At 59.0% G+C, this 20,142-nt stretch carries 17 protein-coding genes and 2 tRNA genes; 5 read left to right on the forward strand and 14 right to left on the reverse strand.

Annotated features, from left to right (window positions below; genetic code table 11):
- Window positions 1-10: 10 nt before the first annotated feature.
- The 10 genes from rplK to tig form a co-directional block, all read right to left on the reverse strand.
- Entirely contained in the window at window positions 11-439 is a 429-nt protein-coding gene (gene rplK, locus ABGM91_RS05800; protein WP_102715177.1) for a 50S ribosomal protein L11, read from the reverse strand.
- Window positions 440-502: 63 nt separating this feature from the next.
- On the reverse strand, window positions 503-1,072 hold the full coding sequence (gene nusG, locus ABGM91_RS05805) for a transcription termination/antitermination protein NusG (RefSeq protein WP_012420087.1): 570 nt from the start codon (window positions 1,070-1,072) through the stop codon (window positions 503-505).
- 27 nt (window positions 1,073-1,099) lie between these two features.
- Window positions 1,100-1,327, reverse strand: coding sequence for a preprotein translocase subunit SecE (locus tag ABGM91_RS05810; RefSeq protein WP_012420088.1), 228 nt, complete (start codon window positions 1,325-1,327; stop codon window positions 1,100-1,102).
- A gap of 33 nt (window positions 1,328-1,360) precedes the next feature.
- Window positions 1,361-1,436 (reverse strand) — tRNA-Trp (locus ABGM91_RS05815).
- Between the two features lie 96 nt (window positions 1,437-1,532).
- A complete protein-coding gene (gene tuf, locus ABGM91_RS05820; protein ID WP_354834568.1) occupies window positions 1,533-2,717 on the reverse strand; it encodes an elongation factor Tu in 1,185 nt (394 codons plus the stop codon).
- A 44-nt stretch (window positions 2,718-2,761) separates the two neighbouring features.
- A tRNA-Thr gene (locus ABGM91_RS05825) sits at window positions 2,762-2,836 on the reverse strand.
- 205 nt (window positions 2,837-3,041) lie between these two features.
- The gene (gene tsaD, locus ABGM91_RS05830) at window positions 3,042-4,124 is read right to left on the reverse strand and encodes a tRNA (adenosine(37)-N6)-threonylcarbamoyltransferase complex transferase subunit TsaD (protein WP_354834571.1); all 1,083 of its coding nucleotides are present in this window, start codon (window positions 4,122-4,124) and stop codon (window positions 3,042-3,044) included.
- Between the two features lie 16 nt (window positions 4,125-4,140).
- Window positions 4,141-5,511, reverse strand: a complete 1,371-nt coding sequence (gene clpX, locus ABGM91_RS05835; protein ID WP_354834574.1) for an ATP-dependent Clp protease ATP-binding subunit ClpX — start codon at window positions 5,509-5,511, stop codon at window positions 4,141-4,143.
- A gap of 36 nt (window positions 5,512-5,547) precedes the next feature.
- Window positions 5,548-6,204, reverse strand: coding sequence for an ATP-dependent Clp protease proteolytic subunit (locus tag ABGM91_RS05840; RefSeq protein WP_290566011.1), 657 nt, complete (start codon window positions 6,202-6,204; stop codon window positions 5,548-5,550).
- A 124-nt stretch (window positions 6,205-6,328) separates the two neighbouring features.
- A complete protein-coding gene (gene tig, locus ABGM91_RS05845) occupies window positions 6,329-7,639 on the reverse strand; it encodes a trigger factor (protein WP_354834577.1) in 1,311 nt (436 codons plus the stop codon).
- A 259-nt stretch (window positions 7,640-7,898) separates the two neighbouring features.
- On the opposite strand from tig, the gene bamA reads away from it, so the two are divergent.
- The 5 genes from bamA to ABGM91_RS05870 all read left to right on the forward strand — a co-directional run bounded on the left by bamA (window position 7,899) and on the right by ABGM91_RS05870 (window position 13,390).
- Window positions 7,899-10,322 carry an outer membrane protein assembly factor BamA gene (gene bamA, locus ABGM91_RS05850; protein ID WP_354834580.1) on the forward strand — a complete coding sequence of 808 codons (2,424 nt, stop codon included), beginning with the start codon at window positions 7,899-7,901 and terminating at the stop codon, window positions 10,320-10,322.
- 20 nt (window positions 10,323-10,342) lie between these two features.
- Window positions 10,343-11,092 (forward strand): hypothetical protein, encoded by a 750-nt coding sequence (locus ABGM91_RS05855; protein WP_354834583.1) that lies wholly within the window; start codon window positions 10,343-10,345, stop codon window positions 11,090-11,092.
- A 35-nt stretch (window positions 11,093-11,127) separates the two neighbouring features.
- The gene (gene metF / locus ABGM91_RS05860; protein WP_290566008.1) at window positions 11,128-12,063 is read left to right on the forward strand and encodes a methylenetetrahydrofolate reductase [NAD(P)H]; all 936 of its coding nucleotides are present in this window, start codon (window positions 11,128-11,130) and stop codon (window positions 12,061-12,063) included.
- Between the two features lie 53 nt (window positions 12,064-12,116).
- Window positions 12,117-12,854: a tetratricopeptide repeat protein gene (locus ABGM91_RS05865; protein ID WP_290566007.1), complete on the forward strand. Its 738-nt coding sequence runs from the start codon at window positions 12,117-12,119 to the stop codon at window positions 12,852-12,854.
- Window positions 12,855-13,120: 266 nt separating this feature from the next.
- Complete coding sequence (locus ABGM91_RS05870) at window positions 13,121-13,390, forward strand: hypothetical protein (RefSeq protein ID WP_354834587.1); 270 nt, start codon at window positions 13,121-13,123, stop codon at window positions 13,388-13,390.
- A 29-nt stretch (window positions 13,391-13,419) separates the two neighbouring features.
- On the opposite strand, the gene ABGM91_RS05875 is transcribed toward ABGM91_RS05870, so the two are convergent.
- From ABGM91_RS05875 to ABGM91_RS05890, 4 genes are all read right to left on the reverse strand, one after another.
- Window positions 13,420-14,046 (reverse strand): TetR/AcrR family transcriptional regulator, encoded by a 627-nt coding sequence (locus ABGM91_RS05875; protein ID WP_215427659.1) that lies wholly within the window; start codon window positions 14,044-14,046, stop codon window positions 13,420-13,422.
- Window positions 14,047-14,169: 123 nt separating this feature from the next.
- On the reverse strand, window positions 14,170-17,328 hold the full coding sequence (locus ABGM91_RS05880) for an efflux RND transporter permease subunit (RefSeq protein WP_215427657.1): 3,159 nt from the start codon (window positions 17,326-17,328) through the stop codon (window positions 14,170-14,172).
- A 48-nt stretch (window positions 17,329-17,376) separates the two neighbouring features.
- Window positions 17,377-18,795, reverse strand: a complete 1,419-nt coding sequence (locus ABGM91_RS05885; RefSeq protein WP_354834591.1) for a hypothetical protein — start codon at window positions 18,793-18,795, stop codon at window positions 17,377-17,379.
- Between the two features lie 22 nt (window positions 18,796-18,817).
- On the reverse strand, window positions 18,818-20,107 hold the full coding sequence (locus ABGM91_RS05890) for a TolC family protein (RefSeq protein ID WP_354834594.1): 1,290 nt from the start codon (window positions 20,105-20,107) through the stop codon (window positions 18,818-18,820).
- Window positions 20,108-20,142 lie beyond the last annotated feature (35 nt).

A 20,142-nucleotide genomic window follows, 5' to 3' on the forward strand; every position in this document is an offset into this window, starting at 1 on the left:
GCGGTGAGTGTTACATACCTTCAACTTCGATGCCCATCTGGCGGGCCTGGCCGGCAAGGATGCGGGCGGCGCGTTCGGGGTCCTTCGTGTTGAGGTCCGGGAGTTTGGTGTTGACGACTTCCATCAGCTTGGCCTTGGAAAGAGTGGCGACCTTCTTTTTGTTCGGTTCGCCGGAGCCGGAAGGAATGCCGGCGGCTTTCTTGAGGAGCACGCTGCCCGGGGGCTGCTTGGTGATGAAAGAGAATGACTTGTCCTTGTAAACCGTGATGACGGTCGGCAGGAGGTCGCCGGCCTGCTTTTGCGTGGCGGCGTTGAACTCCTTGCAGAATGCCATGATGTTTACACCGGCCTGACCAAGTGCCGGACCCACGGGCGGGGAGGGGTTAGCAGCTCCGGCATTAATCTGGAGCTTAATGATTTTGGTTATTTCTTTTGCCATGGTTTTGCTTTGTTAGCGGAGAAAATGAACGGGAGAAGCCTGCGGTTTTCCGGATGGGGCGGCTCAGGCTTTTTCAACCTGCCAGTATTCCAGGTCCACCGGGGTAGCGCGGCCAAAGATGGAGACGCTGACGCGCAGCTTGCCTTTTTCGGGGTCGATTTCTTCGATGGTGCCTTCCTGGCTCTGGAATGGGCCTTCGCAGACGCGCACGGGATCGCCGACAGCGAATTCCACCTTGGGGCGGGCGGCTACGGCTTCCGCGTCCAGCAGGGGCAGAAGGTCTTCCACCTCGCGTTTGCGCATGGGGAGGGGGGCGTTGCGGGAACCGGCGATGCTGATGACGCCGTCAATCTGCTGGATGAAGTACCAGAGGTCCTTGTTCAGGGTGCCGTCCGCTTCCAGCAGGTACATGTTGGCATAGACGTAGCCGGGGAAGAGTTTGCTGTGGCGTTCCGTCTTTTTGCCGTTGCGCACTTCGGAGATGAGTTCCGTGGGGACTTCAACGCGGTAGATGAAGTCGGAAAGTTCGGCGTCCTTTGCCTTGCGGATGATGCGGTCACGAACGCTGTTTTCCTGTCCGGAGAGGACGTGAAGAACATACCATTGTTCGTGAGGCTCTGGGGTACTGGGCATGATCGGAGAAAGAAAGTGGGAGTAAAACTAGATAGCCAACTGAATGAGGTAGTTGACCACGCTGTGAAGAAAGATGTCGAACGATGCAACAAACGCGCCAAGGAAGACCATGGCAATCAGTACGACGAGAGTAGAACCCCAGAGTTCGCGGAATTTTTTAAAACCTTTCACCTTGGGGTCGCTTTCCCAGGGCCAGGTGGTCTTCTTAAGTTCGCCCTTAACTTCGGCGATGAATTGAGAAATCTTGCGAAACATGCTTCAAGGTGGGGTGATGTATTTGGAAAGAAGTGGCAGGTCAGGAGGGACTCGAACCCCCAACATTTGGTTTTGGAGACCAACGCTCTACCAATTGAACTACTGACCTGTTGAAGTCTCTTCTTTCGTGGGAAATGAGGGGGCCTCCGGGGAGACCCCCTCATTAAACCTGATGTAGATTCCTCTACAAGTTCCCGGGGGGAACTTAGTCAAGGATTTCGCTCACACGACCGGCACCAACGGTGCGGCCGCCTTCGCGGATAGCGAATCGCATGGCCTTTTCCATGGCGATCGGAGTGATGAGCTGAACTTCCAGGTTGACGTTGTCACCAGGCATCACCATTTCCACGCCTTCGGGAAGGGTGCAGCAACCGGTCACGTCCGTCGTGCGGAAGTAGAACTGCGGGCGGTAGTTGTTGAAGAACGGGGTGTGACGGCCGCCTTCTTCCTTGGTCAGGACGTAAACTTCAGCCTTGAAGTTCTTGTGGGGCTTCACGGTGCCGGGCTTGATGATCACCTGGCCGCGTTCAATGTCTTCCTTCTTCAGGCCGCGGAGGAGCAGGCCAACGTTGTCACCGGCCTGACCTTCGTCAAGCAGCTTGCGGAACATTTCAATGTCCGTAACGGCGGTCTTCTGGGTATCCTTGATGCCGATGATTTCCACTTCTTCCATCTTCTTGACGATACCGCGTTCGATACGTCCGGTAGCCACGGTGCCGCGGCCGGAGATGGAGAATACGTCTTCCACAGGCATGAGGAAGGGCTGGTCAACGGGGCGTTCAGGCTGCGGGATGTAGGAGTCAACAGCGGCCATGAGTTCCATGATGGAGTCTTCAGCGGCGGTGTCGCCTTCCAGAGCCTTAACGGCGGAACCCTTGATGATGGGGGTGTCGTCGCCCGGGAATTCGTATTCGTTGAGGAGTTCGCGGATTTCCATTTCCACGAGTTCGATGAGGTCGGGATCGTCAACCAGGTCGCACTTGTTCATGTAAACGACGATGGCGGGGACGCCCACCTGGCGGGCAAGGAGGATGTGTTCGCGGGTCTGCGGCATCGGGCCGTCGGAGGCGGCAACCACGAGGATGGCGCCGTCCATCTGAGCAGCGCCGGTGATCATGTTCTTCACATAGTCGGCGTGGCCGGGGCAGTCAACGTGGGCATAGTGACGGTTTTCCGTTTCGTATTCAACGTGGGCCGTGGAGATGGTAATGCCGCGTTCGCGTTCTTCGGGAGCGGCGTCGATCTGGTCATAGCCGCGTGCTTCGGCGAAACCCTTCTTAGCGAGCACTGAAGTAATGGCGGCGGTAAGGGAGGTTTTGCCGTGGTCAACGTGACCGATGGTGCCCACGTTCACGTGGGGCTTGTTGCGCTGGAATTGCTCTTTAGCCATAATGTTTTGTTTAGGTTTGGGCTGCTATGGGTCTAGCTTGAAGATGGAGCTTCTGGCGGGAATTGAACCCGCGACCTCATCCTTACCAAGGATGCGCTCTACCCCTGAGCTACAGAAGCATAGACTTCTTCCGCCTTTCGCTGCTCTTAGAGAGTTGTAAATCCGCCCAAACCTGCGGTTCTAGCGGATAAATAGCATCCTCCCGTGTTGCCTGACGAAAAGCGGACGCTAGGTTACGTTTTTTAATGTCGGATGTCAATGAAAACATGAACATTTTTTTATCTTTATGCCGCAAATACGGGGTGTTCATGTATAATATCTTTATCAGGAATGCGTTGAATATTTAGATCTGTTCAGATCTTCCGTCAATTTGAGATTGGGGTCAACGTCTTCATCCAGAGAGTGGAACAATCCCCTGCGTGCTTTGAGGCAGGTGACATAGGCGATCATGGCGGCATTGTCCGTCGTCAGGTCGAAGTCCGGCAGCACCAGTTCCACCTTTTCACGGGCGCAGGCGGCCTTCAGCCGGGTACGCAGCTCCCCGTTGCAGGAGACGCCGCCGGAAACGGAAAGGGTGCGGTGGCCGGAGACGCACAGGGCATGCAGCGCCTTGTGAATCAGAACGTCTGTTACGGCACGCTGGAAGGAGGCACATATATCCCGCAGGGTTTGCTCCGGCAGGTCATGCGGGTTGCCGCTTTCCGTCAGTTTGGGGAGCGTGTAGAGGACGGCGGTTTTCAAGCCGGAGAAGGAGACGTTGGCCGTGTGCTCCTTCATCAGGGCGCGGGGGAAGGAGAAGGCCTCCGGGTCTCCTCCCGCCGCCATGCGGTCTATTTCCGGACCGCCGGGGTACGGAAGGCCGAGCATTTTTCCTACCTTGTCAAAGGCTTCCCCCGCGGCGTCGTCCAGGGAACGGCCCAGCAGGCGGTAGTCCCCCACGCCGCGGACGTCCACAAAAAGGGTGTGCCCGCCGGAGACGACCATGCCCAGATGGGGCACGGGGCCTCCGGGACGTTTGACGAAGGGGGAGAGGAGGTGGCCTTCCAGATGGTTGACGGAGACGAAGGGCCTGCCCGTCGCCAGCGCCAGCGCCTTGGCCGTGCTGTTGCCCACCAGCAGGGCGGCTACCAGTCCGGGGCCTCCCGTGGCGCCGAAGACGTCAATGTCCGCCGGGGCGAGGCCGGCCTCCCGGCATGCGGCCCGGATGACGCCGGGAAGGTCCGCCGAGTGGTTGCGGGAAGCCAGCTCCGGCACCACGCCGCCGTGGCGGCGGTGAATGGAGATCTGGGAGGAGATGATGGAGGAGAGTATTTCCGGCGCTTCCTCCTCTCCGGCGGAACGCAGGATGGCTACTGCCGTTTCGTCACAGGAGGATTCTATTCCCAGAACGGTGAGGGATTCCGGCATGGCGGAGCGGGTGGAGTTAGGAGGCCTGGCGGATTTGCGCCGGTTTTTTGTCAGTAACCGTTTCCCTGGTGATGGTGACGGAGTCCGCATCATCCATGCTGGGCACCTTGTACATGACGTCCAGCATGAGGGTTTCAAAGATGGAGCGCAGGGCGCGGGCGCCAGTGCCGCGTTCCATGGCTTCCGCGGCCATGGCTTTCAGGGCGTCCGGTTTCACGTCCAGCCTGGCGCCGTACATGGCGAGCAGCTTGGAGTATTGCTTGACCAGGGCGTTTTTGGGTTCCGTAAGCAGGCGCACAAGCTGGCCTTCATCCAGCTTGGCAAGCGGGCAGAAGATAGGCAGGCGCCCCACGAGTTCCGGAATCATGCCGAAGGAGAAGAGGTCTTCCGGCATGGCCTGGGCCAGGATTTCCTCTTCCGAGTATTCCTTGCGGTCGCGCTGTTCCGTGATGGCGCCGAAGCCCATCTGGGCGGAGCCGAGACGTTTGCGGATGATGTCTTCCAGTCCGACGAAGGCCCCCCCCACGATGAAGAGGATTTTTTCCGTGTTGACGCGGATGTATTCCTGCTGCGGGTGCTTGCGGCCCCCGGTGGGCGGAACGTTGCAGATGGTGCCTTCAATGATTTTCAGCAGGGCCTGCTGCACGCCTTCCCCGGAGACGTCCCGCGTGACGGAGACATTCTGGGTCTTGCGGCCTATTTTGTCGATTTCATCCACATAGATGATGCCCTGTTCCGCCTTGGCCACGTCAAAGTTGGCGGCCTGGAGAAGGCGCAGGATGATGTTTTCCACGTCTTCCCCCACGTAGCCGGCTTCCGTCAGCGTGGTGGCGTCCACAATGCAGAAGGGGACGTTGAGCATTTTTGCCAGCGTTTTTGCCAGCAGGGTTTTTCCGGAGCCGGTGGGGCCGGCCAGCAGAATGTTGGACTTTTCAATTTCCACGTCGTCCAGGGATTCGTCTTCCAGCATCACGGCGCTCTGGCGCAGGCGCATGTAGTGGTTGTACACGGCTACGGAGAGCACTTTTTTGGCGTAATCCTGGCCAATGACGTACTGGTTGAGCGTGGCGCACATTTCTTCCGGCGTGGGCAGTGGGCCTTCGTAGGCGGCTGTCCCGCCGGCGGTGTCCTTGAGCATGTCCGCGGCTGCGGCCTTGCGGGCCTCCGCCTGGCACATGGCATAGGCGGAGGGCTCCATGTTCAGGATGCCCTGGATGAAACGGGTTGCCAGCGGAAGGCCGGTATCCTTCACAATCATGTTGACGCAAATTTCAACGCAATTGTTGCAGATGTAGAAGTCTTCCGCAATCTGGATGAGCTTGTCCACCTTGTTCCCGGGCTTGCCGCAGCAGGAACAGGCAGGAATATGGGGGCTGGAACCGGACATGGTTTTGCAGATAGAGAGAAATACGCCGGGGGAGGCTTAGGCCTTGCCCTTCTTTTTGTCGTCCTGGCTCTCGGAATGATGGGTCAGCACCTTGTCCACCAGGCCGTAGGCGGCGGCTTCCTCAGCGGTCATGTAGTTGTCGCGGTCGGCATCCTTTTCAATCTGCTTTTCCGTTTTTCCGGTGTGCTTGGCCAGAATGCCGTTGAGGCGCTTTTTGAGGTTGAACATGAAGCCGATGGTGCGTTCCACGTCGGAGGCGGTGCCCTGGGCGCCGCCGGAAACCTGGTGGATCATCACATGGGAGTTCGGCAGGCAGAACCGCTTGCCGGGCGTGCCCGCGGCCAGCAGGACGGAGCCCATGGAGGCGGCGATGCCCAGGCAGTACGTGTTCACGTCGCAGGAAACGAACTGCATCGTGTCGTAAATCGCCAGGCCCGCGGTGACGGAGCCGCCGGGGGAGTTGATGTAGATGTGAATGTCCTTTTTCGGATCGGCCATCTGGAGGAACAGAAGCTGGGCGATGACGGAGTTCGCCACATCATCGTCAATGGCGGAGCCGATGAAGATGACGCGGTCCTTCAGGAGGCGGGAGTAGATGTCAAAGGCGCGTTCGCCGCGGCCGTCCTGCTCCACCACCATGGGGACGTAGTAGGCGTTCACGGGGCCTGATTTGGAAGATTGGTCTTGAAACATAGTGTTGTTAAAGATGCTGGTGTTGTCTTGTTCAATGTATTTTCCCGCCTGCCGGGTACAAAACGGGGGAGTCGGGCATGTGCGCGCCAACTCCCCCTGGTAAGGTGTCTTGTGCAGAGGAGGGTTATTGCTCGTCTACCGTTACTTTGGCTTCTTTTGTCAGGAAGTCCAGTACCTTGGCTGTCAGCAGGCTCATTCTGATGCCATGCACGCGGCCTTCGCGCTGGAGTTCGCGGATGTAGGACTTGAGGTTCTTTTTCTGCTGGCGCGCCTGGCGTGCCACTTCATTGTAAAGTTCCATTTCCGTGACGGCGATTTTTTCCACCTGGGCCACTTCCTGAAGCATGAAGAATACCTTGAGATTGCGCTTGGCTTCCTTTCTGGCTTCTTCACGGGCCTCTTCCACAAACTTGTCCATGTCCGCCGGGGCGTTTCCGCTGTACATGGCCTGCTGCATCTTTTGCTGAAGGATGCCGTACACTTCGCGTTCCACGACGGCTTCCGGCAGGTTGAAGTCCAGCAGGTCCGCCAGCTTTTCCGTGATCTGGTCAGCCTTCGCTTCGTCAATCTGCGCAGTCTTGCGCTGGGCCAGGTTTTCCTTCAGGGCGGTTTTCAGGTCTTCCAGGTTCTTGCCGGGAAGCACTTTTTCCGCAAAGGCGTCATCCATGGCCGGGAGTTCCTTTTCACGAACTTCCTTGACGGTGGTGTGGAACACAAGTTCCTTGCCGCGAAGGTCTTCAATCGGGAAGGTATCCGGAATGGTGACGGTGATGTCCTTGCTTTCGCCAGCCTTCAGGCCTTCCAGGGCGGAGGCGAAGCCGGGCAGGAACTGATCGTCTTCCACTTTCATCCACTGGCCTTCACGGCCTTCCAGGAAGCCTACGGGCTTGCCGACGGCTTCCGCCACGGGCTTGTCTTCCAGCGTGGTTTTGAAATCAATGATCGCCACGTCGTCCTTCTTGGCGGCGCGGTCCACGGGAGTGAACTCCGCGATCTGCTCGGCCAGGGACTTCAGGGCTTCCTCCACGTCCGCTTCCGTCACCTCGGAGGAGGGAACCTTGACTTCAATGCCCTTGTATTCCGGCAGTTCAAACTCGGGAACTACGGTCATCGTGCTGGTGGCGGTGTAGTTGCCCTTGTCATCCAGGGACTGTTCCGGCTTGCCAAAGTTAAGCACTTTCAATTTGGGGTTTTCTTCCAGGGCGGCGGAGCAGGCCGTTTCAAAAAGGTTGTCCAGCAATTCTTCCTCAATTTCCTTCTTGAAGCGCTTTTCAATGATGGACTTGGGCGTTTTGCCGGGACGGAAACCGGGCAGCTTGGCTTTGCCGGCGTAGGAGTCCACAATGGAGGCGCGGCGTGCAGCCGTGGTTTCTGCGGGGATGGAAGCTTTCAGCGTGGCTGTGCAGTCCGGTTGAATATCAACGTTGATTTCCATAAATAATACGGTCAGTGTTAATTGAAAGTGGTTCTGTCTCGGCTCCGGGATGACGGCAGCGGTCAAAACACGGGCGGCGGTAAATGTAATGAGAGGGTATATGGAGTGCAAGCTATTGCACAGGAATGACACAATTGCCTTTTCCGGGCGCCTGCGCGCGCAACATAAAAATGCAGGGCAACTGCGTTCTACGCGGAATCACGTCTTGACTATGCAGGAGGAAAAGTCCTTTATATCCCAAGCATTAAGTTCAGCTCTCATGATTCGACCCGTTTTTTTGTGTGTTTCCTTCCCCCTGATGGCATGTTCGGCTGCTTTGGCCCAGGATAAGACTTCCCTTAACAGAGGCGGCTATGGTTCCGTGATGACGCCGGACCAGGTGGTGAAGGAACTGGGCCCGGAAACGGGGCTTCTGTCCGGGGACCAGGCGTATGAAGGCCGCCCCGTGAAGAGTGTTTCCGTACGTTACAGGAGTACCGGCAAGACCGTGTCTGAAGACCGCCTGAAAAACCTGCTGGCTACGCAGCCGGGCTCCAGCTATTCCCCGGAAGTGGTGAACAAGGATTTGGAACGCCTGCTGGAAAGCGGCCTGGTGGGCGGCAATACGACGGTGGCCGTGGAACCTTCCGGTGACGGCGTTTCCGTGGTGTTTGAAATGGCGGCCCAGAACCTGTTGGGCGGTGTGGGCTTCCGCGGCAACACAGCCTTTGACAACCGGGACCTTTCCGAGGAGTGCGGCCTGAAAGGGGGGGAAGCCCTCAGCGACAAGGCGCTCAGCAGCGCCATCTCCAAGCTGCGCACCTATTATCAGGAAGCCCGGTATCCGGATGTGCGCGTATCCTATTTTTACCAGAAAACGGAACGCCCCGGCTTTGTAGATGTAGTCTTTGACATCAACGAAGGCAAGAAAGCCAACATCATCAACATTGACTTTGTAGGCAACGACCACATCAGCTCCAAGGACCTCCGCCAGGTGATGAAGACCAAGGAAAAGGGCTGGCTGACGTGGATTACCAAATCCGGACGCATTGACCGCGAGCAGGTGGAGGACGATCTGGCTGAAGTGGTGACCTACTACCGCAACAAGGGTTACCTGCGCGTCAAGCTGGACAAGGTGGAATACTTCGACGCCGGCAAGGGCAACGAGCAGAAGCTCACCATGAAGATCACCCTTACTGAAGGCCGCCGCTACAAGGTGAACCAGGTCGCCTTCGGCCCCACCAAGGTGTTCACGGCCCAGGAGCTGATTCCCGGTCTGAGCATGTACAACGGGGATACCTATTCCGCCCAGAAGGTGGCTGACGATGTGACGATGATCCGCCGCTATTACGGCTCCCGCGGGTATGCGGACGCCGCCGTGCGCCCGGACATCCAGGAAGTGGGCATTGACCCCAGGACCGGGTATGGACAGATCAACATCGTTTACCATGTGACGGAAGGCAGTCCCTACCGCGTGGGCAACATCCGCCTGATTGGGAACAACCGCACGAAGGATTACGTGATTCGCCAGGAACTTCCCCTCCAGTCCAACGACCCCATGAATTCCGTGGATCTGGATACGGCCCAGAAGCGTCTCCAGAATCTGAACTACTTTGACATGGTAGACGTGGCGCAGGTGGGCTCCACCCGGCCGGGCTACCGTGACATCAACATTGAAGTGGCGGAAAAACGCACCGGGTCCCTGAACATCGGCGTGGCATTCTCCTCCATTGAAAGCGTGTACCTCTTCGCGGGCATCACCCAGTCCAACTTTGACATGTATGACTGGTCCTCCTTCGTGGGGGGCGGCCAGCGCTTCGCCATCAACACCCGCGTGGGTTTTGAAACGCAGGACGCCAGCATCTCCTGGGTGGACCCGTGGTTCCTGCACCGCAAGCTGGCCTTCGGCACGGAAATCTTCTACAGCAACTCCACGTATTTCTCCGACTATTACGACCAGCAGAATTACGGCTTTGCCGTTTCCCTGCGCAAGCCGATCGGCGAGCTGGATTACGTGAAACTGGAATACCGCCTGGAACAGTACCAGATTGACGCCAAGGGGAACGCCCCCATCTTCTTCTGGATGCAGGACGGCGATTACCTGCGCAGCCACGTGGAACTTTCCTACACCATTGATACCCGTGACGCGCAGATATTCCCCCGCAAGGGCGGCAAGTTTGAGGTGCTGGCCGGCTATTCCGGCCTGGGCGGCGATGTGAAGACTTACAACTTCGGCATCAACGGCTCCTATTACTGGAACCTGCGTGGAGATACCATTTTCAGCATCAATGCCGGCGCCGCCACCGTGGATTCCTACGGCGACCATGACGTGCCCATTTTTGAACGCCTCTACCTGGGTGGCCCGTACAACATGCGCGGCTTCCGTTTCCGGGACGTGGCTCCGTACAATCCGGCTTTGAGCGGTGATGAAACGATGGGCGGCCGGTCCTCCTTCTTCTGCCAGTTTGAATACTCCATTCCCGTGATTGAAGAAGTGCGCGTCGCCGTGTTCTATGACATCGGCTTCGTTAACGGAGACTCCTTTGACTTCAGCGCGTCCAAGATTGTTTCCGACTACGGGATCGGTCTGCGCCTGAACCTTCCCATCGGCCCCCTGGCGGTGGACTACGCCATCCCGATCCAGAAGAACAACGCCATTGACCGTGGCGGACAATTCCAGTTCTATCTCAACTACTCCTATTAATCTCTCTACCCTTCGACGACATGAGCAGCTTCCGCATTCTGATTCTGGCATTCCTGGTGGTGGTCCTGGGCGTTCTGGGGATCATCTATGTGAACATTTCCTCAAGAATGGACGTGATCCAGCAACAGCAGCAGCTGGCCTCCGCGCCTGCTGCGGCGCCCGCCAGCCCCACCCCTTATCTGCCCATGCCTACCCAGGTTCCCAGCACAACCGCCCAGCCGGTGGTGGTGGCGGACCCCGTGGTGAGCGAGGAACTGGCTCATGCCACGGCTGAGCTGGAACGGATGAAAAAGGAAAATGAAGACTTGAAAAAGCGCCACGCCATGGCGGAGGAGGAACGCGCCCTGCTGGAACGCCGGAGCATTGAAAAGGGTGATCCGCGCCTGCAATGGCTCAATGAGATCAAGGATGCGGAGCAGGTGGGCCGCGTGACGGAATACTACCGTGACGCCAACCTGGTCCTGTTTCAGGCCATCGGCCAGCCCGATCTGAAAGTGGGGCAGGAACTGGGCATCCGGAGGCGCGGAAGCATTTTTGTATCCCTGATTATCGACGGGGTTGATCCTGACGGCAAGGTGTTCCAGTCCTATGTGAAGCGCAATACGCTTTTTGACAACAATGACAAGGAAACCATCAAGCCGGGGGATGAAGTGATTGTCCCGCCAGCCAGCTGGCAGGAAAACATGTCTTCAGAAGGTGGTGCCGGAGCGGCTCCGTCCGCCGCCCCCTCTCCCGCACCCCAGCCGGTGATGATTCCCATGGAGCCGTAAGCGGATACGGATAGAGCCAAGCCAAGTAAAAAGAAGTGCATCTGAGAGAAAGATTGCAGTCGGCCGCGGGCCCCAGCCTGTCCTTTGAATTCTTCCCGCCTAAAAACGAGCAGGCCGCGGCGGCCCTGTACCGGACCATCCGTGAACTGGAGCCGTACCACCCCAGCTTTGTCAGCGTAACGTATGGAGCGGGCGGTTCCACCCGGGAACTTACCCGCGAGGTGGTGCTGCGCATCCAGCATGAATCCCGCATTCCCACGGTGCCCCACCTCACCTGCGTGGGACACAGCCGGGACGAAGTATGGAACATCCTGGACCGGTACGCCCAGGCGGGGGTGAGGGCTGTTCTGGCCCTGCGGGGGGACCCTCCGCGCGGCGCGGCGGATTACAATCGTGATGCGGACGCCTTTCGCCATGCGGCGGACCTGGTGGCCTTTATCCGTGAATATAATGAATCCGGACGCCATCCGGACCCGGACGGGTTTGCCATAGGCGTGGCAGGTTTCCCGGAGGGTCATCCGGCCACTCCCAACCGCCTGCGTGAAATGGACTTCCTGAAAGCGAAGGTGGATGCCGGCGCAGATTACATCTGCACCCAGCTGTTTTTTGACAACCACGCTTTTCTGGACTACCGGGAGCGCTGCCTCCTGGCCGGCATCAAGGCCCCCATTCTTGCCGGCATCATGCCCGTGACCAGCCTCTCCGGCATGAACCGCATGGCGGAGCTCTCCGGCGGCACGTGTTTCCCGGCCCGGCTGCTCAAGGCGCTGAAGCGCGCCGGTTCCAATCCGGACGCCATTCAGGAAGTAGGTATCCAGTACGCCTCCAGCCAGTGTGCGGAGCTGCTGGATTCCGGCGTGGCCGGCATTCATTTCTATACGCTCAACCAGAGCCGCGCCACCCGGGAAATCTACAGGAACCTGGGCCTGAAGGATTCCCTTCAGCTTCTGGAACATGGCGAAGATAAGTAAAAAGCTGATTGATTTGACCTGGACAACACGGTAGAAACCTCTTCAACAATATTATGGATATCAAGGATATTAAACGGGCTATGGACAACATGCCCATGGGTGATGGAAGCGCGTTTGCGGAAATTTCCGTCGGACCGGCCAAGCATGAACAATTTTTGGATGAACACTACGGCAAGGTTGCCCTGGTCGTGCTGCTGTGCGTTCTTGGCGCTGCCGGCTGGATCATTTACAACGGCATGCAGGATTCCATGGAAAGAAAAGCCGGCGCCGCCCTGGTAGCCGCCATGCCGGAATCCCCCGCCACCGGGGAAATCTCCCTGAATGAACAGGGGCTTCAGCAGGTGGTGGCTGACTTTGACGATTCCCGCGCCGCCGTTACCGCTACCTATCTTCAGGCGGTTGCCCTGTGGAACGCCGGCAAGGAAGACGAGGGTGTAGCCCGGATGAAGTCCTTTATTGATTCCGCTCCCACGGAAGAATGGAAAGCCCAGGCTTCCGTTACTCTGGCATGCCGCCTGATGAACCGTGGGAAGGCGGATGAGGCGGAAGGCCTGTTCCGTTCCGTGGTGGATGCGGGGGATCCCACGTTCTCCGGCTTCGCCACCATGTGCCTGGGGGATATTGCCCGGGCCAAAAAGGACAATGCCGCCGCCGGCGCCTTTTACCGTGAACTTGCGGAAAAGTTCCCGTCCAGCGCATTCGCCCTTCAGCGTGGAGGCTATCTGCTGCGCAAGAGCCTGTTTGATATTCAGAGCCCCGTGCGCATTGAACCCGTTACGGAGAAAAAATAATCCGTGCGCGCTTTTCCGGGACACCGGAAAATAAACGCTTTCCACATACGCATGCCTGCTCTTTGCGGCATGCGTATGTTCGTATTCAGGCCTGTGGGGCACGGTGTTCCAGCCTGGAAAGGCTGCTCGGGAGCGTTCACGCGCATGGGGATCGGTGATGCCGGAATTTCCTGCGGGGTTGTGACATGCTTAAACAAAAAATGAGGAACGTGCGCGCTTACTGGATGTAAACCGGGCCGCCGGTACCAACCACATTTTTTCAGACCATGAACAGATCTATCAAATCCCTCTGGCTTCTTCCCCTCGCGGGGCTCGCTCTTTCCCTCCTGCCGTCCTGCACGACGGACAGTTACGGGAACAGCGCCGTGACGCCCGGAGGCGCTGCCGCCATAGGAGTGGGCGCGCTGGCCGCAGGAGCCGCCATCGGCGCCGCGGTACAGCATGACCGGGACAAGGACAGGTACCGCCATGACTCGCACCATCACCACCACAGCCCTCCGCCGCCGCCGCGCCATCGTCCCCATTGGCGCCGGTAGGGAAGGGCCGTGGGTATTGCTGGACGGTTTCAGCTCTGCCGGATGCCGCGGAGCGCCCAGGTCATGCGCTGCCTGGCGCTTTCCGGGTCATTGAGCATGGTCCCCAGCAGGTCCAGCACCGGGCGGACGGCCTTCGGGTCGTGCACCTGGAGCTGGCCGGAGAGGATGAAAGGGGCTCCTCCGCAGCAAACCAGGTAAATCAGAATGTTCATGGGGGCTCCCGGGAGCACGGACCCTTCCTGCTGGGCTTCCCTGATGGTTTCCAGCAGGACAAGGGGGTGGCGCGTATGGATTCCCGATATAAAGCGGATGGCCGCCTGCTCCCCCGCCAGGGCATCCAGCACCAGATGGGCGATGAACTGGCCGTGGCGCAGCAGGAACTCCATGACGTCCCCGAGGATGGCCTCCAGCTTTTCAAAAGCCGGAAGATGGATATTCGCGTGGGTTCTGACACCGGTGAACAGCGGTTCATACCAGCGTTCCAGCAGTTCGGTTAGAAAAGCTTCCCGGTTGCCGAAGTGGTAGACAAAGCTCCCCGTATTGGTGCCCGCGCGCAGGGAAAGGCCACGGACAGTGAGAGCGCGTAGTCCGGATTCTCCGATGATCATGGCTCCCGTGTTAAGCAGGTGCTCTCTGGTGGATTTCCGTTTGGGCATGAAAGTGAAGCTTAAGCACCCAATGTGTGCTCCTTCTCCGTCCGTAAGGCAAGGACTTGTTACGTCTGTTATTGTAAAAAGCGGAACCGGGGCCTCGTCCTTTCCCCGGTTCCGCCGCTGGAATCAGGATGTTGCTTCCAGTTCTTTCCGCCGGGAGGAAATCCAGCGGGAGAAGAGTTTGGCCGTGGCCGGAATGATGAGCAGGTTCAGGATGGTGGCTGAGACCAGGCCGCCGAACTGGACGATGGCCAGCGGGCCGAGCAGTTCGCCGCCTGGCTTGTCAATGGCCCAGATCAGCGGGAGCAGCCCCAGCACTGTTGTCAGGGAGGTCATGATGATGGGGACCACGCGCTCCAGGGAACCTTCCCGGATGGCTTCTGCCGGTGCCAGCCCCTTGTGCTCCAGGGCCCGGTACCTGTTGAGCAGGATCAGGCCGCTGCGGATGGCAAAGCCGATGACCGTCACGAAGCCCACGATGGAGGCCACAGAGAGGATGGGCGGAATGTACGTGTCCCCGAACAGGGAGGACAGCGTGCCGGGGGAGGCCAGGAAGACGGCTACGATGCCGCCCACCAGGCACAGCGGAATGTTCACCAGCGTCAGCATGGCGCGGCGGACGCTCCCCAGCGCGGAGGAAAGCAGCAGCACAATGAGCACCATGACGATGGCGCCCAGCACGTAAAGCCGCTCGGAGGCGGATTCCCGCGCCTTGATGGTGCCGTCATAGTCCACTGTGCAGCCCATGGCGTTCATCACGGGGTCCAATTGTTCCCGGCAGGCCTTCGCCAGGTCCCCCAGGTTGGAATTGGGGGAGGGGTTGCAGGAAATCATGGCTTTCCGCATGGTGTTGTCCCTCAGGATGAGGTTGGAGACCTCCTCCCGGTACACCTGCGCCACGTCGTCCAGGCGAACGGTCTTTTTATTGGGGGAGATCAGTTCCAGGTTCTTGATGTCTTCCATGGACGTCTTCAGCTTCGGGTCAATGCGCAGGACAATGTTCCAGTGGTCCTGGTTCTTGATCACTTCCCCCAGCTTCTGGCCGTTCATGGCCGTGGAAACCTGTTCCGCGGCATTCGCCATGGTCAGGCCGTGGGAGGCCAGGGCTTCCTGGTTGTACTGCACGCGGATGGTGTCCACCATGATCTCCCGGTTGGCGCGCGCGTCCGCCACTTCCGGCATGTTCGCCAGAATCTCCTTGGCCTTCTGGGCCGCCAGGCGAAGCTGGGGCAGCTCCGTACCGTAAATGTTGATGGCGATTTCCGAGTTGGAGCCGGACAGGGCGGAGCTGATGCGGTGCGCCAGCGGGTAGCCTATCATGGAGCTGGTGCCGGGGATGCCGTCAATGCACTTCTTGATGGCGGCGCGCAGCTCTTTCTGATCCTTCTTCAAGTCCACGCGCACAAGCAGTTCGGAGGCGCTAACGGGTTCCGCGTGTTCGTCGTTTTCCGCGCGTCCCGTGCGCTGGGTGACGCTGAGAACGCCCGGAATGTGTTCAATATCCTTCATCACGGTTCGGGAAATGCGCTCCGTTTCATCCAGGGAGGTACCGGGCACGGTACTGACGAAGACCGTATAGCAGTCTTCGTTGAACGGGGGCAGGAAGCTGGTCCCGAAGGTGGAGCCCAGCCACAGGGCCAGCAGGGTGATGGCCGCCATGATGGCGCAGACCGTCTTGGAAAAGCGCATGCACAGCTCAAGGATGGGCGCATAAATGCGCTTGATGAGGCGGGAACTGAAGGAGTCCCCGCTTTCCAGGGTGGCGGCGTTTTTGCTCTTCTTGAACCACATGTAGCAGAGCACCGGGGTGATGGTGACGGCCACAATGAGGGAGGAGAGCAGGGCCAGCATGTAGGAGATGCCCAGGGGGCGGAAGAACTGGCCTTCCAGCCCGGACAGGAAGAGCACCGGCGTGAACACCAGCAGGATGATGACGGAAGAGAAGGAAATGGAACCCACGATTTCCCCCTTGGCCTTCATCAGCACCTCATACTTGCTCTTGCGCTTGTCTTCCGGCAGGGCGGCGTTCCGGTTCAGGTGCCGCCACGCTATTTCCACGAAGATGATGGCATTGTCCACCACGTCCCCCACGGCCACGGCCAGGCCCCCCAGGGTCATGATGTTGATGGCCAGCCCGAAGACGGGGAACATCATCATCCCGAACAGGACGGACAGAGGCATGGAAATCAGCGTGATGATGGCCGTGCGCAAATTCAGCAGCGTCAGGAAGATGACGATCATGACCACCGCCCCCGCAATGAGCAGGGTTTCCGTTCCGTTGTCCAGGGACATTTCAATGAAATCCGCCTGGCGGTAGGCGCTGGTGTGCAGCTTCATGCCCTTGGGAAGCTGGCTTTGGCTAAATTCCTTCACGGCTGCGTCCACGGCTTTCGTCAGGGCCAGCGTATTGGCGCCCGGCACCTTCTGCACGGAGAGCACCACGGCGTCTTCCCCCATGAATCCGGCGTCGCCCCGGCGCGGCGCGCCGTCTATCTTGACGTCCGCTACGTCCTGAAGCCGCAGGATGCCGGAGGCGTGGTCCGGAACCAGGGCGCGGTTGAGCTGTTCAATATTGGCGGTGCGGGTATCCTGCTGGATGGGGAGCTCCTGCCCGGCCACGTCCTCCAGATACCCGGCGGGCACGGAGGACTGGGATTCCTCAATGGCCGTTTTCAGGCTGGAAAGGTCCACTCCGGCCAGCTTGAGCTTGTTAGGATCGTAAACCACCTGGTACTCAGGCAGGCGGCCGCCCAGCACCGTGACCTGTCCCACTCCGGGGATGGCCAGCAGGCGTGTGCGCAGCTTGTATTCCGCCAATTGCCGCATGTCCAGCGTGGAGGTGTCTTTGTCCCCCGTCAGGGCGATCAGCATGATTTCTCCCGTGACGGAGACGATGGGCGCCAGCTCCGGGGACGTGCCTTCCGGCAGGGACTCCCGGACCGCGCCCAGGCGTTCCGTCACGATCTGGCGGGCCTGGTAGATATCCTTGTCCCAGTCAAAGTCCACCCATACGAAGGAAAGCCCGCTGCCGGAAGAGGAACGGACGCCCTTGACTCCGGCGGTGCCGTTCATGGCGGACTCAATGGGAATGGTGATATACTGCTCCACTTCCTCCGCGGTAAGGCCGGGGGCTTCCGTCTGGATGGTGACGCGCGGAACCTTCAGTTCTGGAAACACATCCACAGGAATATTCTTCACCACGAAAATGCTGATAATTGCCAGCGCAATCGTCAGCAGAATCACGGTAATCCTGTTATTCAGACAGAATGAAATTAGAAAATTCATCGAATTCTTGTTTCTATTAACTTTTCTCTAATCACTGTTAGCTGAATATCAGTGTTCTCCTTCGTGGAACTGGCCGTCCGCGTGGAAGTGCCCGGCCGCCTTCTTGCTCCCGGCATCCCCCGTGGGCAGGATGTATTTCAATTCATACCCGCCCTTGGTCACGATGGTTTGTCCCGGCGTCAGTCCCTTCACAGGCGTTTTCCCCTGCCGGGCGGGCAGTGTCTCCACTTTCTTCATGACGAAGGTATCGTCTGCCGCCTTGATGAAAACCACGTCGTTCACCCCCACCTTGACGACGGCGCTGTTGGGAACGGGAATAAAGCCGTCCGTGGCGGCGTCATGGGAATAAAGGTCCAGCCGGGCAAGCTGCCCGGCGTGCGTCCCTTCCGGCATATGGTCCGGAACGAAGTACAGGGCGCGGGACTGCGTGGCGGGGTCCACCTGGTCCGCCACCCGCAGGGCGCCGTTCAGCACTTCCGTGTTTTTCCCGCTGGTCAGGGCCAGTTGGGCCTTCGCGTAATGGACGGGGTCCGCCCCGTAAATGGTAGTGGCGAATTCCAGTTCCCCCTTGTTGGTCATGACGAGGGCCGGGGCCCCCTGTTCCCCCCAGGAGCCCTGGGTCATGTTCACGGACTGGACGGAGCCGTCCGCCGCGGCGTACACGTAAAGGAGGTTGTTTTTCAGCGCTCCGGAATCCGTCACCAGCTTCAATTTATTATTGCTGGCGTCCAGGGCGGCCCGGAGACTGTGGATTTCCGCTTCCTTGAACTGGATGGAGGTATTCAGTTCACTGTTCCGCGTGCCGATTTTTTCCAGTTGGGCGCGGCGTTCCTTGAGGGTGTTGAGTTCCGCCGCGGCGCGGTCCAGGGCGGCCTGCGCCTGGGAGGCGTTCCCTTCCATCTCCACAATATCCGGAGAGGCCAGCGTGTACAGCAGTTCCCCTTTCCGTACCTGCTGGGCGGACTTGACGTTGAACGTCACGCGCCCTGCGGCGGGAAGGGCGTACGTCGTCACCGCATGGGGAGGAATGACCATTTGGCCATGAAGGGTTTTTTCCGCGCCGTGGGGGACTTTCGTCACCTTCTCAAAGCGCATGTCCAGGGAATGGCGCGCCTTTTCATCCACATGCACGGGAATCATATCCCCCTGCTGTCCGGAAGCTTTCCCCTCACCTTCTTCATGTTCGTGATCCCCCGTGCATGCTTCCCCTTCCTTGTGCTGGTGGCCTTCCTGCTCATGGCCGCCCGTGCAGACGGAGCCGTCCGCATGCTTGTGTTCCTCATGGGCGTGGCCTTCGGTGCAGGTTTCTCCTTCCTTGTGCTGGTGTTCTTCATGGCCGTGATCGGCCGTGCAGGCAGTGCCGTCCTCGTGCTTGTGTTCAGCGGGGGCCTGCTGTTCTCCGCGTGCAGGATTGAGGCCAAAAACGGGAGCGAGGCCCAGGATGATGGAAAAATAGAGACGTTTCATATTCGTTAACATGGTGAGAAATTTATTTGGATTGAAGGTTGGCGTGGGTGAGGTAGCGGAGCTGGGCCTGAATGGCCAGCAGCTTGTCCAGATTATCCAGGAAGGCCAGGCGGCTTTCGTAAAGCTGGTGGCGGTTCTCCGCCAGTTCCAGCAGGGAGGCTTCCCCGATGCCATGCAGCTTTTCCATGGTCCGGACGGAGGAGGCGAAGGAGTCCATGCGCTGAAGCTCCGTCCGGCAGTGGCGCAGCACCATCTGCTGGCTGGCGTCAAGCTGGCGCGCGTTGAACAATTCCGTCTTCCAGAGCTGGATGGTTTCCTGCCTGGACATATCCCGTGTTCCGCGGGATTCCGCAATGGCCTTGCGGTTGCGGTTCCAAAGGGGGAGATTGAACCCTATTTCCCCGCCCACTTCCTTTTCACCGTCGTCACGGGTGAAGGAGGGCCCCAGTTCCAGTTCCGGATACTGGCGCCGGATTTCCGTCTTGAATAGCGTTTCCGTGGTGGCGTAGGCTGCCAGCTGGGCCTTGATTTTGGGAGCTGCCGTCAGGGCGGCGGGGCTGGGCGCTGGAACGGCGGCGGGAAGCTGGAAGCCCTGTTCCGTGCGGAAGCCGAGCTTCCGCGCCGCGGAGGGATGCAGCCCCATCAGCTTGACCAGTTCCATCTTCTGTTCCAGTTCCGTTTCCGTTACGGTCTGAAGTTCCCGGATGGCGTCATTCATGCGCTGGGAAGCCACCTGGCGGGAGGAAAATTCCACTTCCCCCGCTCCGATGAGCTTTTCAATCATGCCGTTTTCATTCCTGACCGCCTCCAGGCGTTCCCGGATGACCGCCTTGCGGCGCTGGGTGACGGCCAGCTTGCTCCAGGCCTGGTCCAGGGAACTGAGAAAATCCAGTTCCGCCTGGCGGAGGGTCCAGAAATCCGCCTCCTTGTACTGTTCCGCCACCTTCTTTTCCAGAGCCGGGAGGCCGGTTACGGGAATGGTGAAGCCCAGGCTGCCGGCCATGTTGAGCGTATTTTCCTGAAGGACCTGCTCAATGTCCCAGGAAAAGGACGGATCATTCCACCAGCCCGATTGTTTGGCTACTTCATTGCTGGATGCCAGTTTCAGGCGTGCCTTGTTCAGGTCCGGATTCATGACCAGGCCAATCTGGCGCGCCTGGTTCCGGGTGACGGAGGTGTGTGCGTCCACGCGGGACGCCTCTTTCCAGGAGGCTTCCTCCGCGTTCAAGTCAATGGGTGCGCTGTGGTAGACGCTGCATGAGCTGAGGAAGGCGGTCAGGCCGAGCCCAGCGAAAAATGGTATGGATTTCATGATGAAAAAGGAAATGGAGACAGTTCGTCTCAATC

Source organism: Akkermansia muciniphila (genome assembly GCF_040616545.1).
In the GTDB taxonomy this organism is placed as follows: Bacteria; Verrucomicrobiota; Verrucomicrobiia; order Verrucomicrobiales; family Akkermansiaceae; genus Akkermansia; species Akkermansia muciniphila_E.

Coding starts and splice junctions, on each gene's coding strand:
- ABGM91_RS05840 (WP_290566011.1), bottom strand. CDS start 6,204: ATGTTTCAAGACCAATCTTCCAAATCAGGCCCCGTGAACGCCTACTAC.
- ABGM91_RS05890 (WP_354834594.1), bottom strand. CDS start 20,107: ATGAAATCCATACCATTTTTCGCTGGGCTCGGCCTGACCGCCTTCCTC.
- ABGM91_RS05865 (WP_290566007.1), top strand. CDS start 12,117: ATGGATATCAAGGATATTAAACGGGCTATGGACAACATGCCCATGGGT.
- clpX (WP_354834574.1), bottom strand. CDS start 5,511: ATGTCCGGTTCCAGCCCCCATATTCCTGCCTGTTCCTGCTGCGGCAAG.
- tuf (WP_354834568.1), bottom strand. CDS start 2,717: ATGGCTAAAGAGCAATTCCAGCGCAACAAGCCCCACGTGAACGTGGGC.
- bamA (WP_354834580.1), top strand. CDS start 7,899: ATGATTCGACCCGTTTTTTTGTGTGTTTCCTTCCCCCTGATGGCATGT.
- ABGM91_RS05810 (WP_012420088.1), bottom strand. CDS start 1,327: ATGTTTCGCAAGATTTCTCAATTCATCGCCGAAGTTAAGGGCGAACTT.
- ABGM91_RS05870 (WP_354834587.1), top strand. CDS start 13,121: ATGAACAGATCTATCAAATCCCTCTGGCTTCTTCCCCTCGCGGGGCTC.
- ABGM91_RS05855 (WP_354834583.1), top strand. CDS start 10,343: ATGAGCAGCTTCCGCATTCTGATTCTGGCATTCCTGGTGGTGGTCCTG.
- ABGM91_RS05880 (WP_215427657.1), bottom strand. CDS start 17,328: ATGAATTTTCTAATTTCATTCTGTCTGAATAACAGGATTACCGTGATT.
- tsaD (WP_354834571.1), bottom strand. CDS start 4,124: ATGCCGGAATCCCTCACCGTTCTGGGAATAGAATCCTCCTGTGACGAA.
- rplK (WP_102715177.1), bottom strand. CDS start 439: ATGGCAAAAGAAATAACCAAAATCATTAAGCTCCAGATTAATGCCGGA.
- tig (WP_354834577.1), bottom strand. CDS start 7,639: ATGGAAATCAACGTTGATATTCAACCGGACTGCACAGCCACGCTGAAA.
- nusG (WP_012420087.1), bottom strand. CDS start 1,072: ATGCCCAGTACCCCAGAGCCTCACGAACAATGGTATGTTCTTCACGTC.
- ABGM91_RS05875 (WP_215427659.1), bottom strand. CDS start 14,046: ATGCCCAAACGGAAATCCACCAGAGAGCACCTGCTTAACACGGGAGCC.
- ABGM91_RS05885 (WP_354834591.1), bottom strand. CDS start 18,795: ATGAAACGTCTCTATTTTTCCATCATCCTGGGCCTCGCTCCCGTTTTT.